The following is a 14875-nucleotide window of genomic DNA, read 5'->3' as shown; positions in this document are numbered from 1 at the left end:
TTTTTAATTTTTTTGTTTTTCAAATTCAGTAAGTGCATCTTCAAAACCTTGTAATGAAGATTTAATTAAAAATGGCTTTTCTCTAAATCCATCAACTAAAATTTCAAAGTAGATTGATTTTTTCATTGCTTCTTTAATTTGTTTAAAAAGACTCTCTATCGCAGGATCGGTAGTATCATTTGAAATTGATATTATACATCCAACAACTTCACATTTTATGAAAGGTAAATTAACTGCAGTCCCTTTATGAAAATTTATTGATGCAGGTCTTTGAACATTAACACCTAGAGGAGTAATTATATTGATTAATTCTTTTAACTCATTTTTATTATTTAAAAATTCAGAATACACTACTGTAAATTGTAGATTTAAATTTTTAACTTGTAAAAATTGTACAATTTCACATTTTTGTTTCTTGTTTTCAGTAACACATCGCAAAGTCCAATCTCTAAACTGTTTTGTGGTAACAGTTGGAACTTTTTCTTCACTTTGTTCTGCATGAGTAAAATTTAAACTAAATACGAATATAAATATAAAAGTTAGTAATAATCTCATATTTTAATCTCCAGTCGTTATAACCATAAAGCATTCTTTAAAGCTTCATTGGTTGTATTAATATTTTTCTTATTATTTTTGTTTTGAATTAATAAAATGTCCCTATTCATTTGAGGTTTATTAATTTTAGTAAATAAAAGTTTATGATCAATTGCTACACTTTCAGGAATTATTGCGACCCCTAAACCACTTTTAATACAAGAGGCTGCTGTTGTATCACTATCAGTAAAAACAATATCTCTATCACTATTTTCTTGCTTTCTTTTTTTAATATTTTTTTGGATTTCTTTAAAGTTTGGAAAGGAACCTTTATTTTTTAAATAATCATAGTAAAAAAATTCGCAAGTATTTCTAAAGATATAATTTTTTTCTTTTCGAACCATATCAATACTTACTTCTTTAACTTCTTGAAATTGGTGCCCCTTATAAAAGGCAACACAAAACGGATCTTCATATAAATTGACTTTATCAATATTATCATTTGAAAATTTGATACAACTTATCGCAAAATCAATTTTATTTTTTTCAACTAGATTAATCATTTCAAAACTATCATTCTCAATAACTTTTATTCTTACTTTAGGATTATTTTTTTTAATCAACCAAAGTATATTTTGTTTATGGGAATAGGTAAGGGTACTTGGAATACCAAAAGTAATTTTATCATTATTTATACTTTCATCATCAAATTCTATAGATTTTATATTTTCTATAACTTTATCATTGAACGCTAAAATTGATTTTGCATTCATGTAAAAAATTTCACCTTCTTTAGTTAGAGTGACTCCTTTTTTAGTTCTGATAAATAATTTTTTTCCCAAACTATTTTCAATAATTTGTACAGATCTTGTAATTGAAGGTTGAGCAACATTTAAACTCGAACTTGCAGATAAAATACTTCCAGTATCTGCAACAGTTATAAAATACTTTAAAAACTTAGGGTTTAAGAACTCTTGATTGCTCATGGCCGTATTTATAGAATTTTTTTATACTAAATCAAATTGTATATATACTTAATATTTTATATCATAGGTTGTACAAACAAGAATTAATACAATCAATCATGACAAAAAATTAAATGTTTTCGAGGCTAAGTAAAAATATAATATACAAGTTATTCTCCTTAATATTTATATCTTCAATAATTTTAATTTTTAAAATTGATACATCTATTGCAGCATGTCCATCAGGAAGCCCAAGTGTAACTGTGTCATCTGATTTTCACTGTACAGATGGTTTTGTAAATATAGATGGTGATATTAAAGCTCCTTTCACATTTAATATAACAGGTGGCACGTATCGTCTTGATACTTACGTTGATGCATCTAATCCCAATACTATTACAAAGACTGGAGATGGTACCTTGGTATTCATGGATACTAATATCTCAGATTTTTCAGCTTCAACTATTATCAGCGCTGGAACAGTAAGTGTTTCTAGTGATAACACATTGGGAACTGGATCAATAATTTTAAATGGTGGTTCATTGTCATCATTTAATACAACTGCAAGAACTTTGGCCAATGCAATTCAAGTACAAAACTCCAGTACATTAGGAAATTCTACCAATTCAGGAGTACTTACGTTGTCTGGAGGCATAACTTTCACTGATAAAAATTTTACATTAACATCAAACAGTAATAATTCTATTTCAAATATTGATTTAGGGAGTGATCCTAACACTCTTTCAGTTTCTAGTGGAGTTACTTCAACAGTTACAGGTGCTGTATCGAATGGAACACTAACAAAAAGTGGTGCAGGAACTTTAGTTTTATCTGGTACTAATACTTATGATGGTGGAACAGTTATATCAGCTGGCATATTAGAAATTCAAGGACAATTAGACAGTGGAAATTATACCAATACGATTTCTAATTCCGGTCAATTAACAATTAATTCATCTTCAAATCAAACTTTAGCTGGAACAATTTCAGGTACAGGAATTTTAGCCAAAACTGGTTCTGGTACACTCACACTCACAGGAACAAATACTTACAGTGGCCAAACAACAATTGAAGGTGGAACTGTCGTTGCTTCAAACTCGTCTAGTTTAGGTGCAGAACCTGATTCTGCAACAAATAACAACATAGTTTTAAATAATGGAACACTTCAGACTACCAACTCTTTTTCAATAGGTTCAAATAAAGGAATTATAGTTGTTGGTAGTGGAGGAACAATTAATACTGATGCATCAACTACATTAAGTTATGGTGGTATAATTAGTCAAAATGGTCCTTTAACAAAGACTGGAGATGGAACCTTAGTTTTAAGTGGCACAAACACTTATACAGGTGCCACAACAGTTAATGATGGAACCCTAACTGTTACAGGATCATTGTCGAATAGCACTGCAGTTTCCGTTGCATCAGGTGCTACTTATGACGTAGATGCAAGTGATACGGTAGCTTCAATTGAAGGAGCTGGAACAATTGATATTGCAAGTAGCCAAACATTAACAGCAGGGGATGCTACAAACAAAACTTTTTCAGGTGTTATTCAAGGATCTGGAGGACTTACAAAAACTGGAACTGGCACATTAACTCTTAGTGGAACAAACACATATACTGGTGATACAACTATTTCCCAAGGAGGTATTACAGTTGAAGGTCAGCTTGAAAGTGGAAATTATGATGGTGCAATTGCAAATTCAGGTACTTTTACAATAAACTCCTCATCTAACCAAACTTTAGCAGGTGTAATTTCAGGAACTGGTGCATTAAATAAATCAGGTAGTGGAACTTTAACTCTTTCAGGTACAAATACCTATTCTGGTTCAACAACTATTACAAATGGAACAATTAGTGTTTCAAGTTCAGCTAATTTAGGAGCGACCCCTGGCAGTGCAGATGGAGACAATATAATTTTTAATGGTGGAACTTTAAGTGCTACAAATGATTTTACTTTAGGCACAAATAAAGGAATTACGTTAACTGGCAATGGCACAATTGACGTAGCATCATCTAATACAATGACTTTTGATGGTATCATTACAGATTCTGGTAATTTGACTAAATCTGGAAGTGGTACTTTAGTCTTGGGTGGAGCTAACCAGAATGATGGAACAATCACAGTAAATGCAGGTATTTTAGAAATTTCAAATCAATATTCTTTAGGTACTGATACTAACGGCACAACAATTGCTGATGGAGCTACTTTAAAAATCACCGATGGTATTACAATAGCGAACGAAGCGCTTGTACTTAATGGGACAGGTGTTAGTGGAGCAGGTGCTTTACAAACTACTAATTCTTCAGGAATAGTTTTGCTTACTGGATCAACAACGCTCGGTTCCGATACTACTATAAATATTGGAAATAGTAATTTAAGATTTGATCAAGCAATAGCATCAGGTTCGGATAGTTATGATCTAACATTTACAGGTAATAGTGGAGAGATAAGAACTGCAGGTGGAATTAATATCAATAGTGGTAGTGTTTCCATGTCAGCATCAGGAACTCTTTTTTCTGAAACTTCAAACACTTATTCAGGCGGCACATCAATTTCGTCTGGATCTTTATTGTATGGAGCTGATGATGCTTTTGGTACAGGTGCGATTACTATGACAGGTGGTAAGTTTTATACAACTGACGCAACAGCATACAATATAAATGAAAACTTAAATTTACAGAGTTCAATTATATTGGGTAATACGGGCGCCTCTAATGCAACTACTTTTTCAGGAACCAATACTTTAACTGGCAATACTTCCGCAACTATTCAAAGTTCTGTATCAATGGCAGCAATAGATGATGGTTCGAATTCCTATAACTTTACAAAATTGGGAAGTGGCACCCTAACTTTAACAGGATCAAATGGTTACGACGGTACTACTACCATCAGTGCTGGAACTTTAAATGTAACAGGAACTCTTGACAATAACACAGCAGTAACGGTTTCAAGTGGCGCCACTTATGATGTTGATGCAAGCGATACTATATCATCATTAGCTGGAGCAGGTACAATTGATATAGCAAGTTCACGAACATTAACTACTGGAAATAGTAGCGATCAAGAAATTTCAGGTACTATAACAGGATCAGGAGTATTTAATAAAACTGGTACTGGTAAACTTACACTGAGTGGAACAGGGTCTGACGTAGGAGCAATTGTTATTTCTAATGGTACAATGGAAGTAAGTGGACTATTAGATAGTGGATCATATTCTGGAAACATTACTAATAGATCAACATTAATATTTAGCTCCTCAAGTGATCAGATTATTTCAGGAAATATTACAAGGGAAGGTTCTTTAACAAAAAATGGATCAGGAACTTTAACTTTATCTGGTACTAATAACTATGGAGGAGTAACAACAATTAACTCTGGAACTTTAACTGTTTCAGGGACTTTATCAGATAGTACAGCAGTAACAGTTGCTTCAGGAGCAGTTTATGACGTAGATGCAACTGATACAGTCGCCTCAATAGAAGGAGCTGGAAATATTGAAATAGCAAGTTCACAAGTTCTAACTGCTGGTGATACTAACAACAAAACTGTTTCTGGTGTAATTTCAGGATCTGGTGGATTAACAAAAGCAGGTTCCGGAACTCTTACTTTAAGTGGAACAAACACTTATTCAGGTAATACGACTATATCAGCAGGTACAATTGATGTAAGTGGACAATTAAATAATGGATCATACGCTGGTAATATATCAAATTCTGGGACGTTAACTTTTAGTTCATCTAACAGTCAAACTTTATCTGGAACATTATCAGGTTCAGGAGATCTAAATAAATCTGGTTCAGGTAATTTGACTTTAACAGGAACAAATACTTTCATAGGAGATACAACATTAACCGCAGGGACTTTATACGTTGGAACTGCAAGCGATGGATCAAATACCATTATTCCAAGAGATATTAGTGTAGAGGGAGGTACATTAAGTGGAGGTGGTGTTATAGGGCGTAATGTTACATTTTTATCTACCGCAGGTACTTTAGCACCTGGAAATAGCATAGGTACTCTTACTATAACTGGTAACTTAACGCTATCTGCAGACGATACTACAAACATAGAATTTAATTCAACTACAGCAGACAAGATTGTAATTAATGGAAATACTGAACTTGCCGGAACTATTTCTTTATACCCTGAAGATACCACTTACTCAGATGTGACACATACAATTGTAGATGCTTCTGGTGGTGGAACATTTAATGGAACTTTTTCAACAGAGACAATGAATAACGAGAGTAATCTTAATGATGCTACTTGGGATATTGTCTATAATACTTCGGCTAAAACTGTTTCTTTACAAATTACTGAAGCAGCTAGTACATGTAACATAAATTGCACGACAACAGTTTCATCATCAAAAGATATTGCAAAAGTATTTGACAACGCAACTACTGGGAAATTAAAAGAGGTTAAAGATGTTTTGGATAGCGCAACAGTTTCTTCTGTAAATACTGAATTAGATAAATTAAAAGGAACTGTTATTGCAACATCATCTATTCAATCAAATACTAATCATAATTATTTTAATAGAGCTGTAGCAAATACAACTTCTCTTTCAAATACAACTTTTGTATCAAATTTTACCTCAACAGCTAACGAGCTTACTTTAGCATCATTACAAGACCAAGGTTTGTATGGAGATAAAAAAAGATATAGTGAATACTACGATTATAGTGATGTATCAGTTTTAGGTTTTATAAAAAATAATAAAAACAAATCATTTTTTGAAAGGTTCGAGTCAGATGATAGTGCCTCATTTTTGAGAACTTTTGGAACAAACACTAAAAGAGATAATATTGGTGAAGGCTACACCGGATATAATTCTGATACGACTGGAATATTGTTTGGAGAGCAATTTAAGAAAGACGAGATAAATTTTGATGGTTATTCAATTGGACTTTCAAAAACTGATACAACTTATAATGATAGTTATGGGGATGCAGAAATTTATTCAATGCACGCTTCAATGTTTAAGCAAATTGACGACGAAGATTATGCATTTAATTTGTTAGGTAGCGCATTTGTCTCTAAGACCAACAGTAACAGAAATGTATCAGTATTTGGAACTTCTGTAGATGATAAGTATAAATCTGACTTTTATGATGTTGGTTTAAATTTAGAAGCTCAGCATATAGCAAAGTATGACTTTGATGGATATAAAATCTCTCCATCTGCTAAAATAAATTATAGCTATATTTTTAAGGGAGACACAAAAGAAACAGGTGGTGATTTGGCATTGTCAGTTGATAATGAAGATCTTTTTATTATTAAACCTGAGGTTGGAATTTCAGTATCAAAAAACTTTTCAGAGAAAGATAATAAATTAAGCCAATTGGAATTAGCAGCTTTTGTATCTAGAGACTATTTTATCGAAGGAACAGAAAACAAGGCAAGATTTGCATCAGGCTCTACTTTTAATCACGATTTACCAAGAGATAAGGAAAACTACTATTCTTTAGGGGTAGGGTACAATTTTCTTAACAAAGATAACAACACAAGTCTAATGGCCAATGCGTTTTTGTTAGAAAATACAAAAGAAGACATTAGCTCTAATATTTTTTCAATAACATTTAGAAAATTCTTCGGTGAATTTGCAAAAGGAAGAATACCAAGTGTGATAGCTAAAAAAGATATACCTACTAACTCTGATCAAGATAAAAAGGATAATGATGAACATACTAAAGTAGTTTCAAAAAAAGATCCTCCTATTACATTTGAGAAAGATGTAGGACAGAATAACAAAGTCATATTGAGTGATAACGAAATAGGAAAAGATGAAAAAATTGTAGCAACTTTCCCAGATCAAAATATAAACAATGATGTTAAAGACAAAATCGAAAATTTTGAAAAAAATATTGAAATAGTTTTAAAAGAAAATCCAACAAAAGAAGAAGTAGAAGAAATATATATTAGTTTAAATAATGAAATGAGAAATTCATCTAAAAGAGATCTAACTTTAGATGACGTTTATAATAATTTATTTGCAAATTGTTATGCAGTTGAACAAAATCTAAAAGAACTAATTAATTACTACGATAAATTACAATTATATCAAATATTAGATAAATGTTCTCAGCTAAAAGATCCTAAAGTGCATTTAATTGCTAGTAGGTTGCATGATATTCAGATGGATGAGAGATCTGCCATTGAGATTTTATATTCAAGATATCTTAAAATTTTAAGTTACATACCAATCGTAACTTTTATAGCGATAATCGTTCTTTTTTATGAAATTATTAGAAGATTTATTACTTATCGATATAAATCGAGAATTATAGGTTAAGAAAAATTATTGATGGTATTTTCAATATCTTCTTTTTTTATCATCATTAAATCTAGTTTTGTTTTATTTTCTTTCTTATTTAGTCTTACGGACTGAATTTGAATACAGCTTTCAAAAAACCTTCTTATATCTCTTCCATTAGAATAACGCTCGCCAGTTATTTCTATAATTTTATTACAAGAGTTTTTAATTGAAGCACTTGCATCATTTGCAATCATGTATTTGTTATCTCGACAAAGCTTGTAGAAAATTTGGTACAACTCTAAATCATTGTAATTTTCGAAAATTATATTTCTTTTAAAACGTGACGCGAGACCAGCATTTGATGATATGAATTGTTTCATATTATTTTCATAACCAGCTACGATCACTATTAATCTGTCCCTATAATCCTCCATAAATTTCAGCAATTCGTCAATTGCTTCTTGACCATTATCGTTTGGGTCGTCTTTATTTGACAATGTATAAGCTTCATCAATAAATAAAACATTGTCTATTGCTTGATTAAATTTTTCTGCCGCTCTTTCTGCTGTTTTGCCTTTTTCTGCAACAACCAAATCACTTCTGGTTACCTCTATTAGTTTTCCTCCGGCAATGATGCCTAGATCTCTGTAAATATTAGCTAAAAGTCTCGCCACTGTCGTTTTTCCAGTTCCTGGATTGCCAGAAAAAATTAAGTGGTAGGTAAGTGGCATTGCATCACCTAAACCTTGCTCTTTTCTATCTTTAGAATTTTGAAGAAAAGCTAATAAGCTTTTAACTTCTTCCTTTACTTTTTTTAGTCCAGGTAATCTATTTATTTCATTCAGGTTTTTTTCGAGATCTTCACTCATTGATTTCTATTGAATTATAGTTAAAAATTAATTTAAGATCTTTTTATTTAAATGAAACTAATAATTCAAACACTTTTAATTTTATTTTTTTTATCTTCTTTTTTGTATTCAGGCGAGCCTGGAGATTTACCTGGAGAAGAACAAAAAAAGCCAGAAGAAATGTTTGATGAAAAACCCACTGAAAAAGAAGGTTTGGATGTTTCAAATATTACTGAATTATTGAAACCAAAAAATACAGAAGTTGTACTTCCTAAAAATAGGCTAGAGAAAATATTCAATCAGTTTTTTTTAGCTGAACTTAATAGGGATCAATTAAATATAATTGGTGAGTGTGAAAACAATCTTGCAGAGGGAAAATGTTTTAAAGTAGAGCCAAATAAATTATCAAATCATTTTAACAATTATTACTTTTACACAAATTCTCAAAATCAAGTTTATTCAATAATTGCATTTAATAATAAAAGACAAGGTGACCTAAATAAGTGCAAAGAGAAGATTTCTCTTTGGAAAGATTATTTTAATAGTTATGATTTAATCGAAAAAGAACCTAAAGATAATTCATTAAATTTCGTATTAACTGATGCTCCTCAAAAAAATAGTATTGAAATCTTTGCTTCTTGTTATGATGAACAATTTAGAGATATATCATCTAGTTTTAGTATTAAATTTTTCAAAAATGTTTAATGAGAATTTTTGTTATTCTCATACTAAGTGTCTTTGTTCATAATCAATTATACGCTGGTAATATTACTCCTGAGGTAAGACAAGCTTACAAGGAAAGAACAGAATTTGTAAAAAAATATATATCCACGATAAAAGAGAATAGAAAAACAAATAAAAAATTTAAGGGAAGTATAGTCGAAGCTGTTTCTGGAAGATTATACACTAGCTGGGGGACCTTATCTCAATATGAATTAGATCAAAAAGCTTTAAAAAATTGTAAAAGTGATGGCGAGATTGAATGTCTTGTGCGATTTAGAACACTTAAGAAAAATCCTAAATACAATAGATACGCAAAATATATTAAATCAAAATCAAGTTTAAAAGTTTTGGGTGAACATATTAAATCAAAAAAAAAATTTTCTTCTAAAGGGATAGATATCTTAATTAGTACTGAAAACTTTAAAAACAAAAATGATTTTTTTTGTGGTCAAACAAAGTCAAATTATAAAGATGTTATTAATAATCTTGTAAAAGAAATAAATGTTTATCCGGCATCTTTCTTAAAAAATTCAGGACTAAAATATGTAATGATTTGTGAAAAAATAACTGACAAATCATTAGGATTTGAGCCAGGTGGATTGGCACCAGGACATGTCGATCAATCACCTGGAGTTTTTTATTTGAACTTGTCAGCGGTTAATAAAATTAAAAATTCAAAAGCAAAAAAAGATTATATTAGAATTTTGTTCCATCACGAATTTTATCACATAATCGATTCTAAATTATCTTTAATGCAATTAGATGAAGCTTGGGAAAAAATAAACAAAGTAGACTATTCTAATGATTTAATAACAGGGGGTATTGGAATAGATACATCTGTTGAAGGTTTTATTTCAGGTTATGCTAGAAATAATTCTGCAGAAGATAAAGCAGAATTATTTGCTTTTATGGTAGCTCAACATAAAGAATTTAAAAAAGCCATTGCTAAGGATGAAATATTATTAAAGAAATCAAAACTAATGATTTCAAGACTTAAAGGAATTTCTAAAGAAATAGATAAAAGTTTTTGGAAAAAATTAAATTAAGATTTTCTTAAATCACTGATATTTTTAATTAGCTCTTGGCAATCTTTTTCCACCCTTGAAAATACATCCGACCAGTCTCCCTGTATTTTTTGGCGATAAATTCTAAAATTGTCATACCAAATAGTTTCATCTTTAGAATTTAACCATCGCCAATCAGAAACTTTTGGAAGTAATAACCAAGTTTGAGTACCAAGTGTTCCAGCCAAGTGAGCAATTGAGGTGTCAGTTGTAATAACTAGATCTAAATATTTTATAATTGCAGCTGTATCTACAAATTTTTTTGATCCTGTATCCATTAGTAAATCATAATTTACAATGTGTTCTTCCAACTGAAATTTTTCAATTTCGGAAACAGCGTTGCCTTTTTGCAAATTTATGAATGTAGCTAATGGATTCTTAACAATGCTCTTAAAACTATTTAAAGAAACTGAGTTATTAGCAACTCTAGGATTTAAACTGCTACCTTGCCAATTTAAACCAATTTTCACATTATCATTTACTTCGATAAGAGTTTCCCATTCCAGAAGTTTATTATCATTTATTTTTAGAGGTGATGGAAAAGGACAATTGCTATTAAGATCTGGTGTAAGTAAATAGATTAAATTTTGTAAGGGTATCCAATAATCATAATCATCATATTCACTTTCATTAGAAATAATTTCTTCTATAAAAACCATATCCTCAAAAAAATGATGCAGTTCTTCTTGGCACTGGAATATAATTTTACAATTTAGTTGGCTTAATGTTTCAAGATATCTCGAAAATTGTAAAGTATTACCTAATCCATTTTCTGCGATAATAAGAATTTTTTTATTCTCAATATTTTGACCATTCCAAATTAAATTTTTTTTATGAAGTACTGATTTAAAATTTTTATCTTCATATATTCTATGATGATATTCTTTAAAACCTTCTTCAAAATTTGACATTGATAAAAGAGTAGTTCCTAAATTAATTTTTGATTTATTAAAGTTAGGATTAAGTTCAATTGTTTTTCTATACATTTCAATTGCCTCAGAATATTTTCCAGCGTTTAATAAAGTATTTGCAAAATTGAAATGTACTACATGTGAGTCTGGTTTAGCCTTAATTGCTCTTTGATGACAGATTATTGCATCTTCGTATTTATGCTGAAGATAGAATAAGTTCCCAAGGTTACTTAAAATGAAATGATTACTTGGATTATTTATAAGGCCTTGTTGATAAACTTTTATTGCTTCATCATATTTTTGATCTTGTTTGTATAAAGTTGCAAGACTTAAATATGCCTTTATTTCTTTAGGATCTATTTTGATTACAGCCTTATAACATTCTACCGCTTTTTCTAAGTTTTTACTTTGTTCATATACTAGACCTAAACTTAAGTAACCATCAACATAAGTAGGATCATGAGCCAAAAGGTTTGTTAAAACTTTTTCAGCAGCAGAATTATTGTTTAATAAAAAAATATTTGTACCCAATCTATTAAGAGCTTTACGATCAAAGTTCCTATCTAGTGAAGAAAGATAATACCAAATAGATTTATCAAAATTGTTTTGTTTATAATGAATATCTCCTATTAAATTATAAATTTCATGATTGTTAGGATCATGTTTTAATAAATTGCATGCATTCTGTTCAGCCAGACCATATTGTCTATTGTCTAATAATTGATAATTTTTTTTTATGTTTTGAGCAACAAGAGATTTATTCATTTTTAAACGAATCAGTTATCTAACAATATATCTTTAAATCCAATTATAAAAGACTGATCCTAGATATGGATAAAGTGCTGAAGCTATGACAATAAAACACCCGTATGGAATTTGAAAATCTTTATCTTTTTTGTAAATATAAATAATCATTAGACCAACAATAGCCCCAGTAATTGCTGAGCTTGCTAAAATTAAATAAATTGATTTTATTCCAAGCCAAATACCAACCATTAAAAATAATTTTGCATCTCCTAACCCCATACCTTCAACTTTTCTAATTTTAAAGAATAAAAATCTAATAATATAAATAATTAAATAGCCAACTATCCCGCCAATGATAGAGCTTAATATACTCACATCAAAAGGATTAAACTTGAAAAAAGTTAAAACTAACCCAAGAACAGAAAGTGGAATTGTGATTTTATCTAAAATTAAATAATATTTAAAATCAGTAAAAAAAATTATTAATAAACCTGAATAAAAAATAATATAAGCTAAAGTTTTAAAACTAATTCCGTGTAAACTATAAGCGTAGACAAATAAGCATGCCGTTAAAATCTCTACTATAAGATAACTTACACTTATTTTACTTTTGCAATTTCTACATTCACCAAGATTAGCTATGTATGAGATGATTGGAACATTGAGATAAAAAGGTATTTTATATTTACAAGTTGTGCAAAATGATCGTTTTGCGACAACATCTAAATCATTAGGAAGTCTATAAATACAGACATTATAAAAACTACCAAAGATTGATCCAATAATAAACAGAGAAAGGGTAAGCACTTACCTTTTAAATTTTATTTTATCTCCATCGTCATCATCTCTTTTGATGCTAGGGTTTGTTTCCTCAGTTTCTTTGTTTTCTGTTTCTGCATTCTCAGATTGTTGCTGAGGTTCTTCGTTTGGAGCAAGATCCACGTTTTCACTTGCTTGAGGTTCAGGTTCTTGAACTGTTTCTGGCTCTGAACTTACTTCAGCTGCATTTGTACCAGTTACATTTTTAATTTTAAAAATTTTATCTAAGTGAGCTAATTTAATTACTTTCATGACCTCATTGCTCACATCAGTTAGAAAAAATTCTTTTGATTTACTTTTTGAAAGTTGCATACCTTCAACTAATGCAGCTATACCTGAAGAGTCTATGTAGTTCACCTTTGACAGCTGAACTTCAATTGTCTTAACATTATCAATTAAATCTTTTATATTATCTCTTAATTCGGGTGAACTATCTAAATCAACTTCACCAGTAACAAACAATTTTCCTACATTTCCATTAATTTTTTGTTCGATAGACATATGTATTTTTTTATATTATTAGTTTTAAATTACAACATATGATTATCGACTGTATTTGCGGAAAAAAAAAATTTAAGTTAGCTGACGGTGTTATGCCACAACAGGGCTCAAAAGTTAGATGTGGCTCATGTTCTGAGGTATGGTTTTATCATCCAGATCAAGGCAACAATCCAATCAATCAAGTTGATAATGTTAATGAAGAGCAAAATTCATTAATAGAAAATGAGAATAATATTGGAGAAAATAAAGAAATTGATAATTTAGCTGCAACAACTCAATCTGAAGTACAAGAAACTGAAAATGTAAATCAAGCATCTAGTTTAGAAGACCCAGAAGATTTATTGTCCACTCCTGAAGATAAATTGTCTGAGGAGGAAGTTGGAAATGAAAACTTTGATGAAATAAAAAAAGAAAACCCAGAGAGTATTTCAAACTTTAAAATATTTACAGATGAAGATCAAAACGATCTTCCATCAAAAGAAGAGATGGATAAAAATTTAGATGAATACAAAGTTGATAGAGATAAAAATCTAAATTTTTTTCAAAAATTATTTAAAAAAGATAGAATTAAAGAGGCAAAAAAATCTTTAGAAAAAGAGCAGCAACTACAAGAACAATCTGAGCAACAGTTAAATAAAGGAAGAAGAGCAAGATTGCTCACTTATCTACTTTTATTGTTATTGATAGTTTTTTCTGTTTTAATTGTTCCATTTAGAGATCAGGTAGGAATGGCATTTCCAATTATGGAAAGTTATCTAGAGTTTTTAATACCTATGTATGATTATATTAAAGGACCTTTAGGACTAAGTTAGGTAGATACTTTAATTTTCAGTTTCTTGCTTTTCTTTTTCAGCTAATTTTTCTTCTTCAGCCTTAAATATTTCAATTATTTTTGACTTATCTTTTAATAATTTTTCTTTACCAGGAAAAACATAAACTCCAATTTTTCCACTAGCTAGTACTTTATCAGAGTTAGCATTTTCTCTAGAAATTTTTTCCTCGATAATATTTATTTTAAATTCACTCTCTGCAATTTTGTTTTTTAAATAAGTTAAGTTTTGAAAAGTACTTAAGAACTGATACTCAATGTAATTAATTGAATATTTCTCACCTAATGGATCGGCTTGACTTTCATTTAAGCTATTAATTTGCACATTAAATTCACTTGCAATTCCTGAAATAGAATTTTTGAAATTTTGAAATTCAGTTGGAGACATAAACATCATTATTTCTTTAATGTATTCATATTCACTTTTATTCACATCTTTACCAACTTTGGCCATTTCAATAATGATTTTATCAGACTCTTCTTGGATACTCCCTGTATTAGCTAAAAGTTTGCTTTGCTTAGAAAGTTGAAGTGAAGTGTAAATTTCACCTATCAAAAATGCCAAAAAAGCAAAAATCATTACGGTAAAACCTACGACAACAAATTTTGATTTATCTTTAATAGATTCGTCTTCGACTGTTTTTGATTTATTTTTTCCTAATCCAAACATT

Annotated in this window: 11 protein-coding genes; 4 read left to right on the top strand and 7 right to left on the bottom strand. The window is 29.8% G+C overall.

Annotated features, from left to right (window positions below; translation table 11 throughout):
- Positions 1-3: 3 nt before the first annotated feature.
- A complete protein-coding gene (locus tag AMN99_RS02965) occupies positions 4-555 on the bottom strand; it encodes an invasion associated locus B family protein (protein WP_075506350.1) in 552 nt (183 codons plus the stop codon).
- 17 nt (positions 556-572) lie between these two features.
- Positions 573-1520, bottom strand: coding sequence for a LysR family transcriptional regulator (locus tag AMN99_RS02960; protein WP_075506349.1), 948 nt, complete (start codon positions 1518-1520; stop codon positions 573-575).
- 113 nt (positions 1521-1633) lie between these two features.
- Between AMN99_RS02960 and AMN99_RS02955 the strand changes: the two genes are divergently transcribed.
- Positions 1634-7798: an autotransporter-associated beta strand repeat-containing protein gene (locus AMN99_RS02955; protein WP_075506348.1), complete on the top strand. Its 6165-nt coding sequence runs from the start codon at positions 1634-1636 to the stop codon at positions 7796-7798.
- Here AMN99_RS02955 and AMN99_RS02950 read toward each other — a convergent pair.
- Positions 7795-8631 (bottom strand): AAA family ATPase, encoded by an 837-nt coding sequence (locus tag AMN99_RS02950; RefSeq protein WP_075506347.1) that lies wholly within the window; start codon positions 8629-8631, stop codon positions 7795-7797. The two genes, AMN99_RS02955 and AMN99_RS02950, sit on opposite strands and share 4 nt — an antisense overlap.
- A gap of 51 nt (positions 8632-8682) precedes the next feature.
- On the opposite strand from AMN99_RS02950, the gene AMN99_RS02945 reads away from it, so the two are divergent.
- Together AMN99_RS02945 and AMN99_RS02940 are read left to right on the top strand one after the other, a co-directional pair.
- On the top strand, positions 8683-9315 hold the full coding sequence (locus tag AMN99_RS02945; RefSeq protein ID WP_075506346.1) for a hypothetical protein: 633 nt from the start codon (positions 8683-8685) through the stop codon (positions 9313-9315).
- Entirely contained in the window at positions 9315-10379 is a 1065-nt protein-coding gene (locus AMN99_RS02940) for a putative zinc-binding metallopeptidase (protein ID WP_075506345.1), read from the top strand. The genes AMN99_RS02945 and AMN99_RS02940 overlap by 1 nt, the downstream gene beginning before the upstream one ends.
- Here AMN99_RS02940 and AMN99_RS02935 read toward each other — a convergent pair.
- From AMN99_RS02935 to AMN99_RS02925, 3 genes are read right to left on the bottom strand one after another with little or no spacing between them, the layout of a single operon-like run.
- The gene (locus AMN99_RS02935) at positions 10376-12073 is read right to left on the bottom strand and encodes a tetratricopeptide repeat protein (protein ID WP_075506344.1); all 1698 of its coding nucleotides are present in this window, start codon (positions 12071-12073) and stop codon (positions 10376-10378) included. The two genes, AMN99_RS02940 and AMN99_RS02935, sit on opposite strands and share 4 nt — an antisense overlap.
- A 33-nt stretch (positions 12074-12106) precedes the next feature.
- Positions 12107-12862 carry a prepilin peptidase gene (locus AMN99_RS02930; protein WP_075506343.1) on the bottom strand — a complete coding sequence of 252 codons (756 nt, stop codon included), beginning with the start codon at positions 12860-12862 and terminating at the stop codon, positions 12107-12109.
- On the bottom strand, positions 12863-13375 hold the full coding sequence (locus tag AMN99_RS02925; protein WP_075506342.1) for an STAS domain-containing protein: 513 nt from the start codon (positions 13373-13375) through the stop codon (positions 12863-12865).
- Positions 13376-13413: 38 nt separating this feature from the next.
- Between AMN99_RS02925 and AMN99_RS02920 the strand changes: the two genes are divergently transcribed.
- The gene (locus tag AMN99_RS02920) at positions 13414-14187 is read left to right on the top strand and encodes a zinc ribbon domain-containing protein (RefSeq protein WP_075506341.1); all 774 of its coding nucleotides are present in this window, start codon (positions 13414-13416) and stop codon (positions 14185-14187) included.
- Between the two features lie 9 nt (positions 14188-14196).
- On the opposite strand, the gene AMN99_RS02915 is transcribed toward AMN99_RS02920, so the two are convergent.
- Positions 14197-14874 carry a hypothetical protein gene (locus AMN99_RS02915; RefSeq protein ID WP_075506340.1) on the bottom strand — a complete coding sequence of 226 codons (678 nt, stop codon included), beginning with the start codon at positions 14872-14874 and terminating at the stop codon, positions 14197-14199.
- Between the last annotated feature and the right edge of the window lies 1 nt (position 14875).

Source organism: Candidatus Pelagibacter communis, from assembly GCF_001180225.1.
Classification (GTDB): Bacteria; Pseudomonadota; Alphaproteobacteria; order Pelagibacterales; family Pelagibacteraceae; genus Pelagibacter; species Pelagibacter ubique_D.
This window is presented reverse-complemented; position numbering and strand designations above follow the sequence as displayed.

What these genes read in the sequence shown, in the direction of transcription:
- AMN99_RS02965 (WP_075506350.1), bottom strand. Translation starts at nt 555, where the DNA reads ATGAGATTATTACTAACTTTTATATTTATATTCGTATTTAGTTTAAAT.
- AMN99_RS02960 (WP_075506349.1), bottom strand. Translation starts at nt 1,520, where the DNA reads ATGAGCAATCAAGAGTTCTTAAACCCTAAGTTTTTAAAGTATTTTATA.
- AMN99_RS02955 (WP_075506348.1), top strand. Translation starts at nt 1,634, where the DNA reads ATGTTTTCGAGGCTAAGTAAAAATATAATATACAAGTTATTCTCCTTA.
- AMN99_RS02950 (WP_075506347.1), bottom strand. Translation starts at nt 8,631, where the DNA reads ATGAGTGAAGATCTCGAAAAAAACCTGAATGAAATAAATAGATTACCT.
- AMN99_RS02945 (WP_075506346.1), top strand. Translation starts at nt 8,683, where the DNA reads ATGAAACTAATAATTCAAACACTTTTAATTTTATTTTTTTTATCTTCT.
- AMN99_RS02940 (WP_075506345.1), top strand. Translation starts at nt 9,315, where the DNA reads ATGAGAATTTTTGTTATTCTCATACTAAGTGTCTTTGTTCATAATCAA.
- AMN99_RS02935 (WP_075506344.1), bottom strand. Translation starts at nt 12,073, where the DNA reads ATGAATAAATCTCTTGTTGCTCAAAACATAAAAAAAAATTATCAATTA.
- AMN99_RS02925 (WP_075506342.1), bottom strand. Translation starts at nt 13,375, where the DNA reads ATGTCTATCGAACAAAAAATTAATGGAAATGTAGGAAAATTGTTTGTT.
- AMN99_RS02920 (WP_075506341.1), top strand. Translation starts at nt 13,414, where the DNA reads ATGATTATCGACTGTATTTGCGGAAAAAAAAAATTTAAGTTAGCTGAC.
- AMN99_RS02915 (WP_075506340.1), bottom strand. Translation starts at nt 14,874, where the DNA reads ATGTTTGGATTAGGAAAAAATAAATCAAAAACAGTCGAAGACGAATCT.